The following is a 22,668-nucleotide window of genomic DNA, read 5'->3' on the forward strand; positions in this document are numbered from 1 at the left end:
AGGTACTGATGCTATTGAGAACCATTATCTTTTTTTGTGAACAGTCTGCTTATTGCAAGGTACTGATGCTATTGAGAACCATTATCTTTTTTTGTGAACAGTCTGCTTATTGCAAGGTACTGATGCTATTGAGAACCATTATCTTTTTTTGTGAACAGTCTGCTTATTGCAAGGTACTGATGCTTCAGAACAATTATTCTTAAATTTAGGACTCAATATCACTAAAAAAGAATAAAATAGTGGTTTAAAAACCACTAGAAGGGAAGACTTGCGTATGTTCCCTTAATCTTTGCTGTTGCAGTGTTCCAGCTTGATACAGCGCCGAGGCTGTTTCTTGAACTCGTGGCATCTGCAGCGTACCAGGTGTCACCCACAAGTACCTGGGCCCAGACATGGCCGTAGGTGTTACCTGAGGTGAAGGTGCATGTACCATGGACGTACCTGGCAGCTAACCCTGCAGCCCTGAAGAGGGCAACCAGGAGATGTGAATGATCCACACAGTTACCTGTCCTTGTTTTTAGTGTACCAGTGGCACCGTACCTTGTGTTGTAGTAGAAGCTGTAGCTGATGCTGTCGCGTACCCAGTTGAATATCGCTGTTGCCTTATCCCATGCACTGGTGAGACCTGAGGTTAGGCTGGCTGCCAGTGACCTGATTGCCGTGTCATTCACCTGGCAGTTTGCTGTTGCCGAAAGGTACCGGGAGGTGCTCTCACCGCTGTATGGGTCATTCTCTCGCCTGTTCTTAAGTGATGATGGTGGGCTTGCTGGTGCAGCACTGATCTTCTTCACCGTGACATAGTTGGGGAGTCTGCCATTATCAGCATGGAATGCAAGGATCCTTGAAACCGCGTATATGAGGTTATCAAAGGATATCCTGCCGATACTGGAACTCGCATAGTTGGGTGCCCTGCCGTTACTGTTTATGAACTTCAGCACATTCTCTGCGAGTTTGATGTAGGCTGACCTTGAGAGCTGCCCCGCCGCTGACCCTGATGGGTTCGGCGCGGCTTTCACTGAACGCACTGTAAGTGAAGCTGATTTTCCTGCAGTTTTAAGTAGGTCCTTGAGCATCAGGTCAAGGAACTGTGCAATCGTCAGCTTCTGGCTTCCCACTGATACTGTTGATGGCAGCTTACCGTAGGTTTCAATGTACTTTTTGAGGTCAACTGCAGCGCTAAGTGTGTTTGCATGGTTCACGCCTGAATTATCACCTGCAGCCTGGAAATGGCTGCCTGAATTGCCACTGACGTTCGCCATGTCTGCATCTGCCACTTCGGGTTTATCTGTGGTGTTATTAGGTGTATCCACTTCTCTGTCCACTGAAACAGGGGGCTCGGTGTTATCTGCACTCAGCTGATCGGCCCCGCTAGGCAATGTGCCGTCACTGTCCACCATGTCTTCACTGTAACTTTCATTTAAACTTGAACACTGATCCGGTGACTTCTCACATCCAACTTCACTCTCGAAAGCTGTATCATCAGCTGCCACTGCATATCCTGCTGTATTCATGAGGAGGATGCATGCAGTGAGCATGCACACCAGTCTCATGTTTACCGAAATTTTACCGCCTCCAATCCACAGTGCCCGGTAGGGTCACTGTGACATTAAAAACTTGAATTTAAGGTTATATATAAATATTTTGGTTTATTTGACCTAAAAAAGCCTTATATGAACCTTTTAAATTAAAATAGGCTTAATGAAATCTTTTCATTTTCATGATAGATGAATATGCTCTTTCCATTCCCAGCATGGACTTAATGACAATTTCCAATCCTTTATCCAGCTGAAAGGCACATATAGAACCTAATATTACAGCTGGATTTTAATGGGATTCTATTTTAGGTATGGGGGCTCTCCAGAGGGGATTTAACATGGCGTGGTGGCAGGCCCATATAATCCTTAAGGGGCACGCGCAATTCAGGAGGCATTAGAAAGGAGCTGAATGCTTTATAGAAATATATAAGGTATTATAACGGTTTAAAACGTATTCAAGGGCACCATAACAATCCTGAAGAACAGGGTTAACTTTATCTACTGATCATTGAGTAATAAGGTAAATGGTGATATTATATGATGAGTCGTGAGATGATGGATGCCATCGAGAAGGAACTCGTTTTTGTTGCAACCGCCGATGAGGAGGGCACACCAAACGTGGTCCCCATAGGATTCGCAAGGCCACTGGATGAGAGGACCATCCTCATTGCAGACAACTACATGAAGAAGACCATAAGAAACCTTCATGAAAACCCAAAGATGGCACTGATACCACAGAACGCCAGGGAATGCCCATACCAGTTCAAGGGAACAGTTGAAATCTTCAAATCAGGCAAATACTTTGACATGGTAGTTGAATGGGCCCAGAACGTCATGACAGAACTTGAACCAAAATCCGCCATACTCATGACTGTTGAGGAAATATACTCAGTAAAGCCGGGCCCGGAGGCCGGTGAAAAGGTGGCCTGAAGCCCCCAGAGTGACATGGATGTGTGGTATAGCAGGGTTCAGGGGAGCGGGCGCCAGGGATAAGGTCGCCGCGATGCTCAGAACAACTGGACACAGGGGCCCGGATGCAAGGGGCCTCTACCATGACGGCAGGATCACCATAAAAACCAGTGAGGGGGAGGATGTGCTTGAGGCCCCTCCCTCAGAGGACATTGCACTGGGCCACAACCTCCTCTCAATAGTGGGAGGACCCCAGCCGGTTTCAGGTGATGGGGTCCTGGTTTTCAACGGCGAAATCTACAGTCATGACATCCCAGCTGGGGGCGATGCCCACCTCATACTGGACCTCATAGAGGGCCACGGCGGCGACCTTGAGGATGCAATCCGATTTGCAGTCAGTGAACTTGACGGGGACTACGCCTTCATCTACACCGATGGAAAGAACCTTGCGGCGGTGAGGGACCCTGTGGGTGTCAAGCCACTCTACCATTCAGGGGAGGCCTTTGCATCTGAGAGAAAGGCCCTGTGGAGTATAGGCCTGAGGGATGTGGAGAGCATTCCACCGGGTCACGCCATTATAAATGGGAGGGTGGTGAAGCTGCGGGGACTCCCCCAGCCCAGAACATGCACCGAAAGCCCCCATGAACTTAAAGGTCTCCTGAAATCTGCCATCAGGGAGTCGGTAAAAAAGAGGACCCGTGGACTCAGGAAGGCCGCACTTGTATTCTCAGGTGGTGTGGACAGCACCCTCCTTGCTGTGCTCCTCAGTGAATACCTGGACATCACCCTCTACACCGTGGGCACACCGGGATCGCCGGATGTTGAATTCGCATCAAGGGCAGCAGAGGACCTTGACATGGACCTCCAGGTAATTGAGGTTACAGAGGAGGCTTTGAGGGGTGCCCTCCCCCATGTCCTCGGTGCGATTGAGGTTTACAATCCCATGCAGATCGCCATTGCCATGCCCCTCTACCTTGCATCCAGGGAGGCGTCGGCTGCAGGCTTCAGGGTCATGTTTTCGGGGCAGGGAGCCGATGAGCTCTTCGCAGGGTACCACCGCTACAGGAGGCTACTTGAGGATGGAAACCTTGAAGATGCGCTGATGCATGATTTGGAGAACATATACCAGGTAAACCTTGAACGTGATGACGCTGTTACAATGGCAAACTCGGTGGAACTCAGGGTCCCCTTCCTTGACCTGGAGGTTATAGAGTTGGCCCTCAGGGTCCCCATATGCCTCAAAATAACGGGTCCCGATGATGAGGTGAGAAAGCACATCCTCAGGGAGGTGGCGGCTGAGATGGGGGTACCTGATTACATTGCAAGGAGGCCCAAGAAGGCAGCCCAGTACGGTTCAGGCATTGATCGGATACTTAGAAGGAGGGTGCTCCCTGGATTCGACCATGAGTCCTTCCTGAGGAGACTCATGAATGATGGTGGAGTCGTTCAGAGATGAATCCATGAGGGGTTCGCCTCTCCGGATTTTGTGTTTCTCTAATCTAAGCATTTATATCACTGCACATCAATAGTAGACTCATATGTTCACATTCAAGATTACCCATCACACTAGGAGGAATCCTGCATGAAGATAGAGAAAGAGGCTGAGAAGATCCTCGAGGAATTCTCAAGGGCACTTGAAGACGTCCCTGAACTTGAGGAAACATATTACATCGTTGATAACCTTAACAGGACAAGCGAGGATGAGGTTGAGAAGACCGACCCTGAGAAGATCCTCAGAAACGCCCCGGTGGATGAGGACGGCAACATAGTTGTTGAGAGGGGTGAATGGACCCAGTAGGTGTTAAGGATGCGGTTAAACCTGGTGATTGAACTCAGGGATGCCCCCGGTCAGCTTTTATCTGTACTGGAACCACTGGGGAGCTCCGGTGCCAATATAGTGACGGTTATACATGAGAGGGACCGTGAATACGGGCCGATGGTACCTGTACAGCTCACGGTGGAGGGTGACAGGGAAACCCTTGACGCGGCCATCAGCAAACTCCAGGAGAGGGGTGTTAACATAATCGAGATGGACGGCGCCCCCCTCAGGGAGAAATTCACAAGCATACTCATAGGCGAAATCTCAGAGGGAGACCTCCATGAAGCTGTGGAGGCAATAAACAGCGTCAGGGGTGCCTCTGTATCTGACCTTTCACTCAGAATGTCCGGGGAAAGACAGTCAGCCAGGATAACCGTTGAGGTCGAACATGGGACCAGAGACATGGTCCTTGAGAGGATCCAGGAGGCCGCCAGGAGGCATGACCTCCTCCTCATAACAGAGGTCTAGGGGTGATGAGAGTGAGGATATGTCTGGTTGGTCTTGGAGCGGTGGGTCAGGGATTCCTCAGGGCGGCCCAGCTCAAGGGTGAATACCTCAAGAAAAGGTATGGTCTGGAGCTAACCTTTACCGGGATTGCTGATTCATCCGGGGCAGTTCATGATGGAAATGGTCTTGATATAGCTGAAATCCTCAGACACAAGAAGATGGATGGTGTCGGCAGACACCCCATGGGAGTTGAGGGTATGAGCGGCCTTGAACTCCTGGATGAGGTTGAATACGACTGCCTGGTTGAGGCAACCCCCACCAGCATAACGGACGGTGAACCCGGAAGGTCGCTTCTCATAGAGGCCCTAGGGGATGGTAAACACGTTGTAACATCCAATAAGGGGCACCTGGCGCTCTTCTACTCTGAACTAATGGAGCTATCCTCAGAGGCCGGCGCCGAGCTCATGTTCGAGGCATCGGTTGGCGGGGCCATGCCCATAATAAACCTTGCAAGGGAGACCCTCACATCCTGCAGCATAGAATCGGTTATAGGGATACTGAACGGAACCACAAACTTCATACTATCAAGGATGACCTCAGAGGGTTCATCCTATGAGCAGGCCCTCCTTGAGGCACAGGAGCTTGGTATAGCAGAGACCAACCCTGCCCAGGATGTTGAGGGTACAGACGCCGCATGCAAGGCGGTTATACTTGCCAATGCAATACTGGGGAGGCCATGCACCCTCAGGGATGTCAGTGTGGAGGGTATCACAGGCATAACCCAGGGGGCCATTGAACTGGCAGCCCAGGAGGGTTACCTCATAAAGCTCATTGCTGAGATATCAGATGATACACTGGAGGTGGGTCCGAGGCTCGTGAGGATGGGGTCCCCCTATGCTGTTGACGGGACACTCAACATGGCAACCCTCAGGACAGACCTTGCAGGTGAGGTTACAGCCGTTGGGAGGGGTGCCGGGTCCCTGGAGACAGCCTCGGCTATGCTAACAGACACCCTCACCATATGGCGAAGGCACAGAGAGATCAGATAATATTTTAATGTTTTTAATCCCTTCAGTAATGTTAATTGAATTACGTTATTGGATGTTTTAATTCCTACAGTGATTATCATGAAGTATGTTATTCTTGTTGGAGATGGAATGGCGGATTATCCCCTTGATGAACTTGATGGCAGGACACCGCTCCAGGTTGCGGATAAGCCCAACATGGACCAGCTTGCAGAGGAAGGCGCATGCGGACTCCTCAGGACGGTGCCGGAGGGCATGGAGGCGGGCTCAGATGTGGCTAACCTCAGCATAATGGGTTACAGCCCCAGACGCTACTACACAGGGAGGGGGCCCCTTGAAGCCGCAAGTATAGGTGTGGAGCTCTCCCCTGAGGATGTTGCGTTCAGGTGCAACCTGATAAACGCCAATGAGAGGATAGTGGACTTTAACGCCGACCACATTGAAACAGATGATGCAGCAGAACTCATAGATGCCCTCAACACCCACCTTGAAACCCCTGGAAGATTCTATGCTGGAGTGAGCTACAGGAACCTCTTTGTCATCACAGGACCCAGTTATGCCGATGTGCGAGTCGAACCCCCCCACGACATCGTGGGTGAACCCGTGGACCATCACCTCCCAGGGGGGTCACCTGAGGCCGACCATATAAGGGGTCTCATGCTCAGCTCAGGGGAGATCCTTGAGTCACACAGGGTCAACCAGGAGAGGATGGCCAGGGGAAAGAGACCGGCAAACATGATCTGGCTCTGGGGCCAGGGCACCAGGCCATCAATGGAACCATTCAGTGAAAAATATGGTCTGAAGGGCGCCACAATAACAGCCGTTGACCTCATAAAGGGTCTTGGTGTATACGCGGGCCTCGAGAACATCCATGTCCCCGGTGCAACAGGCTACCTTGACACCGACTACAGGGCCAAGGGGAGGTACGCGGCAGATGCCCTTGAGGAATACGACTTCCTCTTTGTCCATGTGGAGGCACCCGACGAGGCCGGACACGCAGGTGATGTTGAGGAGAAGATAAGGGCGATAGAGAACATAGACCACTTCGTACTGGGAAGGATACTTGATGCCATGACAGAATACGATTGCAGGATATCCGTGCTCCCGGACCACCCGACACCCGTAGAGGTGAAAACCCATGTACCTGACCCTGTACCCTGCATACTTGCAGGTGATGGTGTTGAACCTGATGGTGTAAAATCATACGATGAATTCTCCGTCAGGGAGGGTTCACTGGGTCTCGGGGAGGGCCACAGACTCATAGAGGTCATGAAAACCCTTTAGATTCCGGCTTCAGGGTACGAATTTTTAATACCGATGAGGCACATACACTATTCCATTAATCTTATTCACTCAAAGACACATAGACTATCCATTAATCTTATTCAACCAATCAGGAGTTGGTTCATCTGGCCAAGTACATTGTTGTAACAGGAGGAGTTGTAAGTTCTATAGGAAAGGGGATAACAGCAGCATCAATTGGAAGGATACTGAGATCATACGGGCTTTCGGTGACAGCCATCAAGATAGACCCCTATCTCAACTGGGACTCGGGGACCCTCAACCCCTACCAGCACGGTGAGGTCTTTGTTACCGATGACGGTATGGAGACGGACCTTGACCTGGGTCACTATGAGCGTTTTCTGGACGCAGACCTCCCCGGTGAGGCCAACATAACCACGGGTAAGGTTTACCTCTCTGTCATCAACAAGGAGAGGTCCGGTGACTACCTGGGCTCATGTGTGCAGATAATACCCCACATCACCGATGAGATCAAGGCAATGATAAGGAGGATTGCAGATAAAAGCGGGGCTGACGTCGTCCTGGTTGAGGTTGGCGGAACCGTTGGTGACATAGAGGGACAGCCATTCCTGGAGGCCCTCAGGCAGCTCAGAAATGAGGAGGGCCACGAGAATGTCATGTTCGTCCATGTAACCTATGTACCCTATCTGCGGGCTGCGGGAGAATTCAAGACAAAGCCAACACAGCACAGCACAAAGGAGCTCAGGAGTACAGGTATAAACCCTGATATGATAATCTGTCGCAGTGAGATGCCCATAGACTCATCACTCAAAAAGAAGATAGCCCACTTCTGTGACGTTGAGGAGGAGGCGGTCGTAAACGCCCCGGACGCATCATCCATATACGAGGTCCCCCTGGTCCTTGACAGTGAAAATGTCGGCGAATACATAGTGAGGAGGATAGAACTGGATGTTGAGGGAAGGGCGGATCTTGAGGAGTGGAAGGGAATCGTGGAATCCCTCATGATAGATGAGCCTGTGGTGACAGTGGGGATAGTGGGCAAGTATGTGGAACTTGAGGACTCCTACATAAGCATAAGGGAGGCCCTGAAGCATGCCGCAGCCCACCTGGGGATCCGCGTTGAAATTGAATGGATAAGTGCAGATGATGACGTCAGTGTGGATGACCTCAGACACCTTGACTCCATACTTATCCCTGGCGGCTTCGGTGAGAGGGGTATCTCAGGGAAACTCGATGCTGTGAGATTCGCCCTTCAGGAGAAGATCCCCATCTTCGGCATATGCCTGGGAATGCAGTGCATGGTGATAGAATTTGCAAGGCTCAATGGAATGGAGGGCGCCAACAGTACAGAGTTCGACCAGGACACACCCTACCCTGTGATTGACATGATGGAGGAGCAGAAGAGGATAAGGAAGATGGGTGGAACCATGCGCCTCGGCTCCTATGACTGCAGGGTCAGGGAGGGTACCCTTGCATATGAGGCCTACGGGGAGGAACTTGTAACCGAGAGGCACAGGCACCGGTTTGAGGTGAACAATGAATTCAGGGATGAACTTGAGGAGAAGGGCCTTGTGATTTCAGGGACATCACCCGATGAGTTTCTGGTTGAGATGGTTGAGATCAGGGACCATCCATGGTTCCTGGGATGCCAGTTCCACCCTGAGTTCAAATCAAGGCCAAACAGGGCACATCCACTCTTCGTATCATTCCTTAAGGCGGCATTTGAAAATAGGGAGTCCTGATTCCTTTACTTTATTTATCCCTCATGGATGGGCTCCCATACCGTGACATCCCCGCTCCTCATAACAGCCCTGAATACACCCCCACCATCACCCAGAAGCACGAGCCTCACAAACATTGACCCCTCATACCTCCTCTGGAGAACAACGGTCCGGTTTCTCCCAAGAAGTGCGAATGCAACGATATCTGAATCGGGGTCACCCTCAATAATCCCTGGGGTCCCATTAACAAGGTAAAGCCTCGAAACATTCACACCATTGAATTTCACACTTCCATCACATACAAGGCCGTCGCTACTTCTCAGTGGTTCAAGTGAGGTGATGGTACCAGTGGAGTAGAGTGGTTCCTCTGTTTTTCCTGTGAAGTTCCAGCTTCCATAGTAGAGTATCCAGTAGCCCTTGTCTATGAGGCGATCATAGGTTATGAGGACATAATCTGATTTTCTGTTAAGGGTGGATGCGATTCTTCCTGCAGCATCTTCATGGAAACCATACTTCTCCATGAGGTAATTCACGCGTTCACCCCTTTTAACACCCAGAACGTCCCCCAGGATGATGGCTGAAGTTGCAGGATCATTTTCATTTTTCAGTACCTCAAGGTAGGCATCATCCCCAGAGGATGCAAGCATTGAGAGGATCTCAGATGAAAGCACAGGGTCTGATGTTGCAAGCGCCCTGTCCTGCCAGTACTCCCTGTAAACCCCCGGAACCCGGGGATCAAGGGGATAATCAGCACCCCTCCGGGGGAGGGTTTCAATGTAGGCAAGTCTACCATCAAAATTTACAGGTCTCTCAGCCATGAAGGCAAAGAAGTGGCCGTGGACCCAGTTACAGATCACCACCGTACCACTGGATGTGTTCTCCCTTATGTAATCTGCCGCGGCCATGAGGTCATCATTAACCCTCGGGTGCAGTGCGCTGTAACTCTCAATGCATATGAGGAACGAGGGAAGGACCACCATGGCAGCCACAGCCACATGGAAGACCCTTCTGAATTGTGGGTCAGAAAGGTTCATGGAACCCAAAGATCTGATTTCAGTCCTTCTGATGTCACTGAGAAACAGTGCCGATGTAACAAGGAGGGGAACGGCAGCTATTTCAGAAAACCTTATACCCCAGACCATTAAAACGGCACCTGTCACTGTCCATAGGGAGAGAAGAGGTAACAGCACACTTTTCCTGTGATCCCTTATGAGGGCCCTGAAACCTGTGATCCCTGCCAGAAGGAGGCCCGGGCCAAGGGCGATCACTGCATCTGCCAGGTCAGGCCTCTGTAACTCCGTTATGTTGGCGTATGGATTCGGGAATGGGTATGCGGAACTCACACCTCCAGGTATCCTTAGGGCGCCTGAAAGAATCGATATGATGCTGCCGGGAGCAAGGACCTCAATGAGAGCCGTGCTTACCAGGAGGAGTATGATGGGCTCCCTTCGCCTCAAGTTCCGGAAGAGGATCACGGCGACCACAATGAGACAGTATAGTATCTGCCAGCCATTCCATGCAGTTGAATAGAGGGCCATGAAAACCCCTCCAAGGACTGCATACCTCCAGCTACCCTCCTTAAGAGATACCTGGAGTGAGAGTACCACGGCCAGTGGAAGGACGAGGTTGAACATGTCTGTGTCATAGAATCCAGGTACAGTCCTCATGAAGTAGAAGGGTACAGAAACCGCCAGAAGCCCTGCAGCCGCCGATGATAGTTCATCGCAGTCAAGTGACCTTGCAAGGGCGAATACCAGTACACCTGCAAGGGGGGCTATGAATGCTGGAAGCCAGAATGCCAGGTCAGTTAAACCTGTTAATGGTGAGAGGATCATGTAAACAAGGATGGTGACGTAAGCGAGAAGTGGCGGGTAATCGAGGGGTACACCTGGCGGGTAATATGAGTACCTGTCCCAGCCATCCTCTGAGAGGTTCCCATGTTCAAGGAGGTTGGATGCGAGCCTGAGGTTATAGTAGGAGTCCATATCATACATGTATGGCTGGCTGTAGCTCTCACTGTATATACCCTGAACCGTGGCAATCGCACCGGCCCTCAGGGCAAATCCAGCAGAGAATATTACAAGCATGAGAACGAGTGTTCTCCTATCAGCGCTTATCAGTCCAAAGGTTGATTTTTTATCCCGCCTCAATATGCATCCACTCTTTAGTTTATAAGCTGGATATACATTCTGAGATCTGTTCACAAAAACTTAAATATCCTCACTCTGAGAATTAATTAAAAACGAGTCCTGAAATATGAGATTCTCTTAACGATGTTTACCATTAGAGGAGTGATTTTATGGTCATGGAACTGATCCCTGTTTTCATAGCGCTTATTGTATGTTTCTATGCCTCATACAGTGATATAAAGAGGGGTTTAATACCCAACCGCCTCACGTTTCCTGTTATTGGCCTCGGTCTTGCCTTTAACGCCCTGAGGGCCTACACCGAGGCGGACCCCTGGATATTCATATACACCGTCATCTTCACAGCAGGCATTTTCGTCCTGGGCTACGTACTCTGGAGGATGGGTGCCTGGGCCGGTGGTGACGTCAAGTTATTCACAGCCATCACGGCTCTTCTACCATTCCAGCCATCCATTGTGGATTACACCATGGGAGGGGTGGCTTTTCCTGTAACAGCAGCTTACCCGTTTCCATTAACACTTATAATAAACAGTATACTGTCCCTATTGCCATTCCTCCTGGTATACGTCTTCTTCATAATCTACACATCAAGGAGGGACCTCATGGATGAATTCATGGAGCCCCTCAAACAGTATAAGACAAACATGGTCCTTGCCCTTGTGATCACATCGGCGGTGACTCTTACGTTCATTGTAACGGACTTCCTCCCATTCCAGATAATAGTGCTCTCACTCATACTCATCTACCTCCTCACCATGGTCATATCACGCCTACCCAACAGGGTGAAGGCTGTGATAGTATCCGTTATAATTGTCTACTCCCTCTACAGGAACTTCGAGTTAACCGTGAGTGGCGTTGTTGTACTCTGGGTCTCAATAACCGCCATACAGCTTATAAGAAAGCTCCTGACATCAATCACAAGGGAGGCCCTCCAGGATACCATGCACGTGGATGAACTCAGGGAGGGCATGATACTCGCCCACACACTCTACAGGAAGGGTGATGACTACTACTTTGATGACACATCATTTACCGACAGGTTCAGGACCGCTGCAAGGACAGGTGATGTATCCACGCTGACCTACAGGGGCGAACCTGTAATTTCTGCAATGGCCGCCGGCCTGAGGGAGGAGGAGATCCAGACACTAAGGGACCTTGTAGATGAGGGAAAGATCCGTGATGAGTTCCGTATAAGGAGGGGTCTGCCCTTCGCCCCCGCAATATTTATAGGACTTGTCATATCGCTACTTGTGGGTGACCTTGCAGTCATACTCTTCCGGGCATTTGACCTGGTATTTTAGCCAAGTATTTAAGAGGCCCTCCACATAAACAATATCAGTTGAGATATTAAATGTTGAAGGTGATCTGCATGGATAGCAGGGGACAGGTTTCCCTGGAGTACCTCCTACTCATACTTGTGGTCCTCCTTGTGCTTGGTGGTGTGACCATACCCCTCATAGGGAGCTCAATAGAGGCGAGTACAGATGTATCCCGGGCATCGGATGCGAAGGTGGCTGTTCAGACACTCTCAGATGCAGCTGATATAGTCTATTCCAATGGTCCAGGGGCAAAGAGGACCGTGAGTTTCTACATACCCGTTGACGGTACACTCATCTTTGCCAATAACAGCGTGATATTCATGGTTACCTACAGTAACGGTACAGGGTCAAATATAACAGCCCCCACACAGTACAACCTCACATCACAGTCAGTGAATGTTCAGAGGGGATGGTACCGCGCGGTGGTTCAGTGGCCACTTAACTCCACAACTGTACTCATAACAAACATAACAAGGACCTAGGAGGGATTTCATATGAGTTTCTTCTCAAGACTCGGCAGTGCAGTGATAACTCTATTCACACTCATTGGATCGGCAATCTTTGGAATCATAAGGCTTCCATCTAAGATAAGAAGCATGACCTCTGATCTCCGGAAGGGAATCTCAGAGGTTGATGTTGACGACGTTAGGAAAAGGATCAGGGACAGGGCTGAGTCAATAGGGGAGCGTATTCCAGCCCAGCAGGATGAGGAGGTTCAGGAAATCCTCGAGGAGGCAAGGAACCATGACATCAAGATACCTGAAGACGACGCCCCAATAATCATCAGGACAGGGCGTTTTGACCCGGCAGAGAAGGAAAATGCGGTCCTTAAACTTCAGCTGACAGCCTCTGGATTCATTGTGCTCTCGATAATATACGTCTTCAATTTCATATCCTTCCTGATATTCATGCCGGCTGCACTTATACTACTGGGACTCCTCCTTTACATACTCTACCGCCAGATAAGGGTCATGTACCCGGGGGACTTTGAGGCCTACAGGGACTTCTTTCTGATGTACGTGGCTGTTGGGGTCGTTATAATCTTTGTATCAGGTAATTCTGCCCTCACAATGGCCTTCCCATTTGTATTTTTCCCTGCCCTCACAACACTCCTCTTCGCTGTGCTGGCCGTTGCTGTGGTTTTCCTTATATTCAGAATAAGATATGTGCGCGACTACACCTTCGGTGAGGTTATAGAGACCGGTGAAAACACATCCTATGTCAGGGTTGACTATGATATAAGGAGCAACGTTAAACCGGACGTCTACATCGTTGAGAATGGCGTCTTTGATGTGAAGGTCGGGGACACGGTGAAGCTTGCAGTTGAGGGGTCCGTCATGAGCATGAGGGGTAACAGGCCTGTTAGGATAACCGGTGTGGAAGGGGCGTAACAGGAAAATAAATAAATTAATTTTTTTCTAGATCTGTGTACAGTGGGTGTAACCGGGAATAAATAAATGTAATTAACTGGGAACAGTTTTCTAGATCTGTACCGTGTATGTCTTATCCCCCAGCCTGACGGTGGTGCTGTTAACAGGTTTCACCCCGCTGAGACCTAAGAGGGACTCTACGGTCCTGTTTATCACTAATGCCCTGTAATTTGAGGGAATGGGCGTGTCAAAGTACAGAGTTATGGTTCTGTTGCTTCCACCTTTTATGGTTGTCTTCGTGACCTTTATAGGTTTCATGGATACATTGGTGTATGCAATTTCAGCAACCGCAGATGAGGCACCCTCCCTTGCAGCAGTGGCTATACTGTTCTCCTGTGACTGGGGTCCTGCAATTGACGAGAAAACGAGCACGATTATCACTATGAATGAAATGATCAAAAGGAATTCTGCTGACACCTGACCCCTGAAATCCATTATATATCACCCTCCTAATCATATATGAATGATCAAGTATATATAACATTCCCGGCATAAATAACCACATATAAAGAGAAGGGGATAAAATTGAGGGGTATACTGGCTGATAAGAGGGGCTTTGCATTTTCACTTGACATACTTCTGGCTCTAATACCATTAACCATCATGCTGGGAATGCTTGCCGCTGATATGGACAACATAATGTATTTAACACAGAGCACAATCTATCAGAGCGCCCTTGACCGCCAGGCATCGGATATAGCAGATGCGTTGGTTGAAACCTCAGGAGTACCTGTGGACTGGGAGCAGAGGGGCGATCCCCAGAGTATAGGTCTTGCAAGATATGATCCAATACGGAACATGCCCCAGAAGAACTACCTCTCCCCTGCAAAGATAGCGGGGATAAACACAACCAACATGGGGGAACTTGTGGGCCCCGAGTATGGCTACTACATCAACATAAGCACCACCGAGGGCCTCACCGTCAGGACACTTGGAACACTCAACACAAGTGCCCCTGACATTGCGAGGGTTGAGCGTTACGTCCTCACCACCAAGGTTGAGCGTGTGGGTTCAATAGAGGGTCTCATAAGGGATGCGGGGCAGCCAAGGACCTACACAACCAACTTCCCAACCAATGATGCATATCTTAGAATCTACGACTACTGGGTCCTTGTAGTTAACAGGGGATACAATTCAGCATTTGTTGATGTTAACAACAACCGTGTTGTACCCCCCAATGAGATAAACAGGCACATCACGGAGATCAAGAAACAGATAAATGAGACCTACCTCTACAATAACACAACGTTCAGGGATAACATACTGAGTGTGAGAACCCAGAGTAACCCTGGGGCATCGATGGATGTCTACATCCTTGCAGCACCCAAGGGAACCCCCGCAGATCAGATAACACTCGATAATGTGAGGTTAAGGCCCGCAAAATTTGTCCTGTATCTCTGGCTAAAATGATAATTCAGGTGATCAGTTATGATCCGTGATTTCGGTGATGATGAGGGAGGATTTATATTCACAACCGACGCCGTCCTGGCACTGGTTGTCGTATTCATATTCACAGCATCAATTGTGACATACTTTGCACTTCCAAGTTATATGGGGTCAGACCACCAGCACCTTGAGGCCCTGGCAGCGGACGCCCTGGATGTCATGAGACAGGACGGGACACTCTACTCTGCAGCCGCCATGTACTCCAGGAACAACACTGCAGGTGCCGAGAACCTGATAAGGTCTGAGCTGAGATCGTTACTACCACCAGGCGTTGGGTATGAGTTCAAGATGGGCCCGTACCCGACTCTCAGGAATGACAGTGGCATAATGGTCTCAAGGGACACAGCATCCAGGGCCATCGTGATTTCAGGTCCTGAGGAGGGCTGGCTTGGACGTGCATGGTACAAGATGGAGGAGGTTACACTGGAGGACCAGGAGATAAACTCCACAACAACCGTATGGAACTTCCACAACTGGCTTTCCAATTTCTGGAACAATCTTTACTCAAGACCCTACTGGGGATACCAGACCGCACCCAGGAACATCACCTTCTCGGTCCCATCAAGTAACATTCACTGGGGTAGGTTCCTTCTTGGTTCATGTAACCGGCAGAACAGATCATCATACGGGGCAAGGGTGGTGATAAACAATGTTCCCCATGTTGTCAGTAACAATAGCTTCACCTTCCTTAACCTCAGACCTGGAACAACAAGGGAACTCATGTACAATTATCAGGGAAACATAACGTCACTGGTGGGCGGCTCAAACAGGTTCTATGTCCAGTTCACCAACATGACCACAACGGGAACCAGGGATTACGATCTTCCATGGTTCTCAGTAATAGCCAACTATACAAACACGATAAAGGTGCCTAAGGGTATCATTACCCGTACATACCCCTTCAATGACGCTGCTGGTCTCGCAGTACCCAGCTTAACAAGGCTGGACAACAATGGGACCATGGGTTACGGCCGTATATATGACCTCAACACAGGTACGGTTACCAACCTCAACACGAGGCGGGTGATAGCATGGAACAGTATGGTGAGACAGAACCATTCATACTCTGATGGTCTGCCATTCGTAATTGATAACGTTAATGGGGGTAGCGCAGATGGATGTGCGGTAAGCGTCACGCAGGACATTCCAATACCAGCAGGTTCAAGGATACTCGATGCCTACACAGTTGTCAACCCATACGGTGGTGTTGACAATGCCCTCGTGGAGGTATGGAATGGTACCGCATGGAACGTGGCATTCTGTTCATTCAACTATGGCGGTGTAACCTACAGTACTGTGAGTGACGGTTACGGTAACGTGCCAGGTATAATATACATCAGGGATTACCTGAGGGCCGGTCGGACAAATAAGGTCAGGGTTACAATATGGGACAACGTCCCTGGACAGGACTACGACCTGGTGGGCCTTGTTGACTGTTACTCCACTGTCTCCTACACATCACTACCCATCCAGTGGAACAACTACCCCTTTGCAAGCTACCAGAACTCAACCAATGTGTCAGCACCTGTAAGGCAGTTTGCCATTGGATCAGATGCCAAGAAGGTCCTGCTCTTCGTGGGGGCAGGACTTGATACCAAAACCATCAGGGTTGAGGTTAAAAACTCAACGAGCGCCTGGACCCAGCTCTACAATGGCCCTGTGCCCTTCTCACTGGATATAGGGGCCATTGATGTTGCAGGAAGCAGGATATTCACAACAGGGGGGAACCCTGGAAACTACAGTGCAAGGCCAGGGACCTATGATATACGTGTCACCATAAATTCAGGCCAGGGCTGGGAGTCAGGGGACTCCAACGCTGAGATATACTCAGGTACACGTGTCGCTGTCATATACCCGAAATTCCTTGCAAACATGTGGGCCACAGAATATGCCAATGACGCATACACGGCCCAGGCCCTTGCACGTCAGGAGCTCATAGAAATGCTCCAGGCATCAGGCTACAATATAGACCCATCACTTATAAGGACCGAGGCCCTTTACACAGGGGACATACCCAATTCATTGCCTGTTAGACTAACACTGTGGAGGAGTTAGATATGAGCATAATCCGTGACGAGGATGGATACGCATTCACACCACTTGCAGTACTCCTCTTCATACCGGTTATTGTAATCGCCATATCCTATGGAAGCATAGCCAATGAGGCCAACATGCTGGCAGCCCTTACAATGGGTGGAGATGTCACCGTAACGGTGGTTGGCTCAATATACTCGACCGTTGAGAAGGCTGCGGCGGATGCAGGGCGTAACGCGGCATACAATGCATCAAGGAACGTTATAGATAACGCCGAGTTCTTCCCGGCCGGCACCAGCAAGGCCAACATAACAAGGAACATCGTTGATGCCATAAACGACAACGTAATAAACACCTCACAGGAGCTTGAAAGGCAGACAGGCCGCCAGATCTACATCAACAATATACCCATAACCAATTACACCAACGCCACATTCACCACATCAGACGTTACAATAACACAGAATGACCCCTTCGGGTTCTCAGTGGAGATACGCGGCGGCATACCTGTGAAGGTTGTCCAGAAGGACCAGGTCTATGAGTTCCGGCTGCCACAGGTTTCATCCTATGTGAGCCTCGAGGGTATAGAGGACCCCTACATATGGATAAACACCAAGTTCCGTGCAAGTAACGTGATCTACAAGTACCCCTACTATGCAAGTAACGGTACATATGCAGACTACAGGCTCAATGAGAGCGTCGACAGTAACGGAAGACTCCAGAACCTCTGGTACTGCCTCAACGGGACCGACAACCCCAGCAACATAACACCAAGACCCTACTACTTCGTGGATCCATATGGCCTATCATTCTTTGACCGCCTCGAGAACAGGTCATCCTCTGCAGATCCCCAGTACGCCAGGATGAGCACCTTCATAATAGGTGACCCCCTCCTTGAGGACCACAACGGCAACCAGTACATCTCAAAGGTTGACAGGGAATACTTCCTTGGAATCGCCGGAACAACCATCAAGGTGAGGAACAATGTTATATACGACCCACTTGGATGCCCATTCTGCCTCTCAGCGACCTACAAGAACCTCCTGGGTCTTGCGGCAAACAATTACAGTTAAGGTGATTTAATGGATGACGCTGGTGTTTTAAGCATAGACTTCCTATTCGCAACACTGATAGCCCTCATCATAATCGCGGGAATGGTGAGCATAGTGGACAGTGAACTCTCAAGGACCCAGGCGGGTGAACTTGGGGAGGCCAGGATGATGGGTGAGCGTGTTGTGGGTGCAGTGAATGCAGCCTACACCAATGGCCCCGGGTATGCTGTTAACCTCACATTGACCTCTGATTTTCCATACACAATTGAGGTGAGAAACGGCAAGGTTACAGTATTCTATAAGTCAAGCACCATCAGACTCAACCTTATACCCAAGGTCAACGTGACCACCACCAACATGACCCCAGGATTCACATACACTGTGAGGAACCAGAACGGCACAATAACCATAACTAAACTCACCTGACCAATCAAAAACTGGAGGATCTCTCTTGTTCAGTGACCTCAGATGGGAGTATAAGGCCCTTGCAATCATCGCCATCATAGCGCTCCTTGTAACGGTGTACTCATACAGCTCATTCAATCATGGGGAGCGGGTGAGTCTATCTGATTCCACACAGATCGAACCACAGCCACAGCCGGTACCTGTGAGCGTACCTAACATGACAGATAACAGAACAAACACAACTGAGAATGTTACGGCCGAGGAGGCCAGGCAGATAGCAGCAGAGTCGGGCTACACCGCAGGCCAGCCCACCAGGGGCTCAATAAACCTGAACGGCACGGATGTGGCGGTATGGATTGTCCCCCTCCAGAGGGGTGGGAGGACAGTTAAGGAGGTCTATGTCAGCATGGAGGGCGGACATATTGTTGGGAGCAGGGAATTCACCTGAAGAAGTTCCTCAGAATCCGTATTCTATCTCTTTAAGGAGGGAATTCACCTGCCTGGGATAATCACAACATATTTAAGGCCAGCTGAGATACTATTGTAAGTGATTAAAGAGCCCCCCAAAAGGATTCACGGTGAATAAAATGGATGTTCTGAGTGTAATCGTAATGCTGGCCCTATTTTTACTCCTTCTCGCATTCATATTCTCTGCTGGTCTCATGACTCCAGTAATAGGAAGGAAAAACCTCCTTTTTGTGGTATTCATAGGCTTCATTGCAGGGACCGTCGGCGGCGCATTCCTTATTTCACCGGTCTACGATGAGATCCCTGAAATTGCAAGGAGCATATACCTCTCAACATCTGAAGCCACAGAAACCGTAGCCGCGGATGTCTCAACAGGCACAGATATAGAGAGGCTCAAAGCGGATCTTGCCTCCCAGGAGGGGGTTGTGGATGTCCACTCTGAGGGGATCGTGATAAAGACAGATAAATTCACAGAGGAACGTAAAAGAATAATAGAGGATAAAATAGCGGTTATAGACTCCAATATAACCTCATGGAAGGTCTACACGAACGGCACCATAATCCTGCAGGTTAAAAGGGGATACAACCCTGTGAATGCCCTTGAGAACCTTGCAGAGTGGCTCATGTACACTGGAGGCATAAACACGAGGTACAGCACGGTCAAAATGGTGGTGGAGGTGAAACCAGCAAATGTCGATGAAGTCGTCTCCTACCTTGAGGCCAGGGACATCGTTGTAACAGGGGTCAGAGGTCCCGCGGAGGAGAAGGTGGCTGAACTCAGGAGGTCTTTACCGGCTAAGTCCAATATAGTGCTTTTCTGTGGGGTTCTTGGTGTGCTGACGGGCCTTGCAGGTGTTTTCATAGATTCCATCATGGGTTTCTTCAGGAAGATTTACAAGAAATACAGGGGTGAAACATGAGATCTGCAGTTCTATATTCAGGAGGTAAGGACAGTACAATGGCCCTCTACCATGCACTCCAGGAGTCTGAGGTCCGATTTCTGGTTTCCATGGTATCAGATAACCCCGAGTCCCACATGTACCATGTGCCAAACATCAAACTCACATCCCTACTTGCAGAGGCCCTTGGAATACCCCTCATTGAATCCAGGACTGAGGGTGTTGAGGAAAAGGAGGTTGAGGACCTTGCAGAGACCCTTTCCATGCTGAAGGAGAGGGGTGTAGATGCGGTTTACTCAGGGGCACTCTACTCTGAGTATCAGAGGTCAAGGATAGATGAGGTCTGCAGGAGGCTTGGCCTTAAGTCGGTGGCACCACTCTGGCACAGGGACCCCATTGATTATATGGAGGAGGTTGTTGACCTTGGGTTCAGGGTCATGGTGACCGCGGTTGCAGCCGAGGGCCTGGATGAGTCATGGCTCGGGAGGATTGTTGACAGGAGAATGATCTCTGAACTCGCTGATCTCAGTGAGAGGTACGGTATAAACCCTGCCTTTGAGGGGGGTGAGGCAGAGACTCTAGTCCTTGATGGCCCAATATTTAAGAAGAGACTTGAGATAATTGAATATGAAAAGAAGTGGTTCTTTGATAATGGATTCCTGGATATAAAGAGGGCTGTGCTTGTTGATAAGAACTAGTTTATTTTTAATCCAAACTTTCGTCTATCTCTCCAGATACATCAGGTGCAAGCCAGTCAATGATCCCCAGCAGATCATCTGATTCAATCTCGACCATTATATCTCCAAGGGGTGTGATGGGTTCCTCAAGTACATTGACACGTCCTATGAGGGCTGCCTGCTTGTTTATATAAATGCGGGTTGATTTGCCCCTCATGTTCTTAAGCAGGATTCCCCGGGCGGTTAACCGTATCTTTCGCCTCTCAAGGGCCTCCCTGAGTTCACTGAGACTCTCAGTATTGCCTTCGCCCTTCAGGAAATCTCCATCGCTCTCAATTTCAAGGTCTGGAAATACGTTCATAACGGCCTCCCTGACCTTTTCAGGGTCCTCTGTTGCTCGCACCGGAACCTTAACCCTCACAGCATCCATCATCTCCTCTCCTCGCATAGTTTTCTCAGTATCTTTTTTGTCTGGTTTTTTATCTTCCAGATGGGGCCCTCATTGACTATCATGTAATCTGAGGTTGCTATTACATTTCCTATTCCGAATCCAAGTTCCCTTTCATCCCTTTCAATGAATTCACGGTAACTTGATGAATCATCCTCTCTTCTGCGCTTTTTGAGGCGTTTGAATCTTGTCTTTCGTGTTGAGAATACAGATATCACCCTGAATCCAGGGAAGTTCTCCCTGAATATCTCGACCTCATGGGGGCTTCTTATGCCCTCTATAAGGAACCTCTCGGATTTTGCCTTCTGTATCCTCTCAACACACTTCTCGGCAACAACGTATTCACCGTATTCCTCCCTGAGGCGGACAGCCGTTTCACCTGGTTCCTCACCGCGTTTTCTGGCTTCATCCCTTATAACGTCACCCATCCTTATAACCTGGAATCCCATGGACTCGGCGACCCTTGATACGACACCCTTACCTGCTCCTGGCATCCCTGAAACTCCAATAACCACCATACTTACACACTCTGATTTATTCTTGTTAAGACTCAATCTCTGGATTGTAACGCCTTATATCAAGCAATTTTATGGTTTCCCTCAGGTTTTCTGTGTTGTCAAATTCCCTGAGGATCCCCTCAAGTTCCTCCCTTGATTTGCCCCTGAGTTCCCTTACAGCATCTATCAGGGCAGGCACAGCCCTTACAATGTTATCTGTTATACTTATAGTTGCCCTCCTCGATGTGCGTGAGAGGGGGTTGAGGTCCACGGTTATAACGGTTTTTCCGGATTTTCTCAGTATCTCGGTTCTATCACCATCCTCAAGGGGTACAAGGACTGTATCGGCGCTGTATATACCTTCAGGGCTTGCTGTTGCCCTTGGGCTCATTATACCATCTATGTGCATGAGTTCACCGGTTCCAAGGACCTCTGATGCCCCATGTTCCTTCAGGACTTCCTCTATGAGTTTCACCCTTTTCTCTGTCCTGTGGAAGAGGTTTATCTCGATTTTTCCTCCAATCTCCCCTGCAAGTTCCACAACCTCCGCAGGGACAAGGGCCGCAGTGTTGCCGTTAACTGAAATCACTGGGTTCTCTGCAAGGATAAGAGCTGCCGCCGCTGCTTTAATGGCCTTTCTGGCAGGTTCTGTTGTCTCTTCACCCAGCAGGTAATCAAAGGCCTCACCCCTTCCATGGGCGATCATCCCTGAATCTGCAAGTATGCCCCTTCGCCAGGCATCTGTTATTTTCTCTCTCTGCATAAGTGAATGGTAGCGTGGATGGTCCCTTGAAATCATGGTACTCTATTGTACCGGACATTTAATAAGTTTATTTCATGTAAAGTGGGTGTCAGCCAAATATTTTATACCAGCTTGAAGATAGAATTAGGAGGAGGAATCCATAATGGAAGAGGAAGTTGAGATCAAACGAAAACCCAGAAAGCCAGAGTATGGGAAAAGCCTCTGGGGGCTCTACCTTGGGTCAATCCTGGTGATCATAGGTGTTATATGGTTTGCCTTTGCATCAGGCCTTATACCACCCCAGTACTCAAGGTTCTGGCCCCAGGCCCTCCTGGTTATCATGGGGGTTCTTATAATCATAAAATCCATCAGGAACTGAGCGGTG

At 49.4% G+C, this 22,668-nt stretch carries 24 protein-coding genes; 18 read left to right on the forward strand and 6 right to left on the reverse strand.

What is annotated here, in order from left to right:
• Positions 1–254 precede the first annotated feature (254 nt).
• Positions 255–1,550, reverse strand: coding sequence for a pseudomurein-binding repeat-containing protein (locus tag QFX39_RS07705; RefSeq protein ID WP_300479097.1), 1,296 nt, complete (start codon positions 1,548–1,550; stop codon positions 255–257).
• Positions 1,551–2,072: 522 nt separating this feature from the next.
• Between QFX39_RS07705 and QFX39_RS07710 the strand changes: the two genes are divergently transcribed.
• The 7 genes from QFX39_RS07710 to pyrG all read left to right on the forward strand — a co-directional run bounded on the left by QFX39_RS07710 (position 2,073) and on the right by pyrG (position 8,740).
• Positions 2,073–2,465 carry a pyridoxamine 5'-phosphate oxidase family protein gene (locus QFX39_RS07710; protein WP_013295627.1) on the forward strand — a complete coding sequence of 131 codons (393 nt, stop codon included), beginning with the start codon at positions 2,073–2,075 and terminating at the stop codon, positions 2,463–2,465.
• Between the two features lie 19 nt (positions 2,466–2,484).
• The gene (locus QFX39_RS07715; protein WP_300479102.1) at positions 2,485–3,900 is read left to right on the forward strand and encodes an asparagine synthetase B; all 1,416 of its coding nucleotides are present in this window, start codon (positions 2,485–2,487) and stop codon (positions 3,898–3,900) included.
• A 126-nt stretch (positions 3,901–4,026) separates the two neighbouring features.
• On the forward strand, positions 4,027–4,242 hold the full coding sequence (gene gatC / locus QFX39_RS07720; RefSeq protein WP_147670876.1) for an Asp-tRNA(Asn) amidotransferase subunit GatC: 216 nt from the start codon (positions 4,027–4,029) through the stop codon (positions 4,240–4,242).
• Positions 4,243–4,266: 24 nt separating this feature from the next.
• Positions 4,267–4,731: an allosteric regulator of homoserine dehydrogenase gene (locus tag QFX39_RS07725; protein WP_300479107.1), complete on the forward strand. Its 465-nt coding sequence runs from the start codon at positions 4,267–4,269 to the stop codon at positions 4,729–4,731.
• 2 nt (positions 4,732–4,733) lie between these two features.
• The gene (locus QFX39_RS07730; protein ID WP_300479110.1) at positions 4,734–5,759 is read left to right on the forward strand and encodes a homoserine dehydrogenase; all 1,026 of its coding nucleotides are present in this window, start codon (positions 4,734–4,736) and stop codon (positions 5,757–5,759) included.
• 78 nt (positions 5,760–5,837) lie between these two features.
• Positions 5,838–7,019 (forward strand): cofactor-independent phosphoglycerate mutase, encoded by a 1,182-nt coding sequence (locus tag QFX39_RS07735; RefSeq protein ID WP_300479113.1) that lies wholly within the window; start codon positions 5,838–5,840, stop codon positions 7,017–7,019.
• 116 nt (positions 7,020–7,135) lie between these two features.
• Positions 7,136–8,740, forward strand: coding sequence for a glutamine hydrolyzing CTP synthase (gene pyrG / locus QFX39_RS07740; RefSeq protein WP_300479115.1), 1,605 nt, complete (start codon positions 7,136–7,138; stop codon positions 8,738–8,740).
• A gap of 14 nt (positions 8,741–8,754) precedes the next feature.
• Here pyrG and QFX39_RS07745 read toward each other — a convergent pair whose 3' ends face one another.
• Positions 8,755–10,869, reverse strand: a complete 2,115-nt coding sequence (locus QFX39_RS07745) for an STT3 domain-containing protein (protein ID WP_300479118.1) — start codon at positions 10,867–10,869, stop codon at positions 8,755–8,757.
• 149 nt (positions 10,870–11,018) lie between these two features.
• On the opposite strand from QFX39_RS07745, the gene QFX39_RS07750 reads away from it, so the two are divergent.
• The 3 genes from QFX39_RS07750 to QFX39_RS07760 all read left to right on the forward strand — a co-directional run bounded on the left by QFX39_RS07750 (position 11,019) and on the right by QFX39_RS07760 (position 13,576).
• The gene (locus QFX39_RS07750) at positions 11,019–12,167 is read left to right on the forward strand and encodes an A24 family peptidase C-terminal domain-containing protein (protein WP_300479120.1); all 1,149 of its coding nucleotides are present in this window, start codon (positions 11,019–11,021) and stop codon (positions 12,165–12,167) included.
• 68 nt (positions 12,168–12,235) lie between these two features.
• Positions 12,236–12,667: a class III signal peptide-containing protein gene (locus QFX39_RS07755; protein WP_300479122.1), complete on the forward strand. Its 432-nt coding sequence runs from the start codon at positions 12,236–12,238 to the stop codon at positions 12,665–12,667.
• A 12-nt stretch (positions 12,668–12,679) separates the two neighbouring features.
• Positions 12,680–13,576, forward strand: coding sequence for a DUF2101 family protein (locus tag QFX39_RS07760; RefSeq protein ID WP_300479124.1), 897 nt, complete (start codon positions 12,680–12,682; stop codon positions 13,574–13,576).
• A gap of 90 nt (positions 13,577–13,666) precedes the next feature.
• Here QFX39_RS07760 and QFX39_RS07765 read toward each other — a convergent pair whose 3' ends face one another.
• Positions 13,667–14,050 (reverse strand): hypothetical protein, encoded by a 384-nt coding sequence (locus QFX39_RS07765; RefSeq protein WP_300479126.1) that lies wholly within the window; start codon positions 14,048–14,050, stop codon positions 13,667–13,669.
• Between the two features lie 90 nt (positions 14,051–14,140).
• On the opposite strand from QFX39_RS07765, the gene QFX39_RS07770 reads away from it, so the two are divergent.
• From QFX39_RS07770 to QFX39_RS07800, 7 genes are all read left to right on the forward strand, one after another.
• Positions 14,141–15,025: a hypothetical protein gene (locus QFX39_RS07770; RefSeq protein ID WP_300479128.1), complete on the forward strand. Its 885-nt coding sequence runs from the start codon at positions 14,141–14,143 to the stop codon at positions 15,023–15,025.
• 18 nt (positions 15,026–15,043) lie between these two features.
• Entirely contained in the window at positions 15,044–17,116 is a 2,073-nt protein-coding gene (locus tag QFX39_RS07775; protein WP_300479130.1) for a hypothetical protein, read from the forward strand.
• Positions 17,117–17,118: 2 nt separating this feature from the next.
• A complete protein-coding gene (locus tag QFX39_RS07780) occupies positions 17,119–18,168 on the forward strand; it encodes a hypothetical protein (protein ID WP_300479133.1) in 1,050 nt (349 codons plus the stop codon).
• Between the two features lie 9 nt (positions 18,169–18,177).
• Positions 18,178–18,573, forward strand: a complete 396-nt coding sequence (locus QFX39_RS07785) for a hypothetical protein (RefSeq protein WP_300479135.1) — start codon at positions 18,178–18,180, stop codon at positions 18,571–18,573.
• Positions 18,574–18,598: 25 nt separating this feature from the next.
• Positions 18,599–19,000 carry a hypothetical protein gene (locus QFX39_RS07790; protein WP_300479138.1) on the forward strand — a complete coding sequence of 134 codons (402 nt, stop codon included), beginning with the start codon at positions 18,599–18,601 and terminating at the stop codon, positions 18,998–19,000.
• Positions 19,001–19,139: 139 nt separating this feature from the next.
• Positions 19,140–19,940, forward strand: a complete 801-nt coding sequence (locus QFX39_RS07795; protein ID WP_300479140.1) for a hypothetical protein — start codon at positions 19,140–19,142, stop codon at positions 19,938–19,940.
• Positions 19,937–20,617: a TIGR00289 family protein gene (locus QFX39_RS07800; RefSeq protein ID WP_300479142.1), complete on the forward strand. Its 681-nt coding sequence runs from the start codon at positions 19,937–19,939 to the stop codon at positions 20,615–20,617. Before QFX39_RS07795 ends, QFX39_RS07800 begins: the two co-directional genes overlap by 4 nt.
• Before the next feature lie 7 nt (positions 20,618–20,624).
• On the opposite strand, the gene QFX39_RS07805 is transcribed toward QFX39_RS07800, so the two are convergent.
• From QFX39_RS07805 to QFX39_RS07815, 3 genes are read right to left on the reverse strand one after another with little or no spacing between them, the layout of a single operon-like run.
• The gene (locus tag QFX39_RS07805) at positions 20,625–21,029 is read right to left on the reverse strand and encodes an RNA-binding domain-containing protein (protein ID WP_300479145.1); all 405 of its coding nucleotides are present in this window, start codon (positions 21,027–21,029) and stop codon (positions 20,625–20,627) included.
• Complete coding sequence (locus tag QFX39_RS07810) at positions 21,026–21,562, reverse strand: AAA family ATPase (protein ID WP_300479149.1); 537 nt, start codon at positions 21,560–21,562, stop codon at positions 21,026–21,028. Before QFX39_RS07810 ends, QFX39_RS07805 begins: the two co-directional genes overlap by 4 nt.
• A gap of 25 nt (positions 21,563–21,587) precedes the next feature.
• Positions 21,588–22,340: a 4-phosphopantoate--beta-alanine ligase gene (locus QFX39_RS07815; protein ID WP_300479152.1), complete on the reverse strand. Its 753-nt coding sequence runs from the start codon at positions 22,338–22,340 to the stop codon at positions 21,588–21,590.
• A 106-nt stretch (positions 22,341–22,446) separates the two neighbouring features.
• On the opposite strand from QFX39_RS07815, the gene QFX39_RS07820 reads away from it, so the two are divergent.
• A complete protein-coding gene (locus QFX39_RS07820; protein ID WP_300479155.1) occupies positions 22,447–22,662 on the forward strand; it encodes a hypothetical protein in 216 nt (71 codons plus the stop codon).
• The last annotated feature ends 6 nt before the right edge of the window (positions 22,663–22,668 follow it).

This window comes from Methanothermobacter sp., assembly GCF_030055425.1.
Classification (GTDB): domain Archaea; phylum Methanobacteriota; class Methanobacteria; order Methanobacteriales; family Methanothermobacteraceae; genus Methanothermobacter.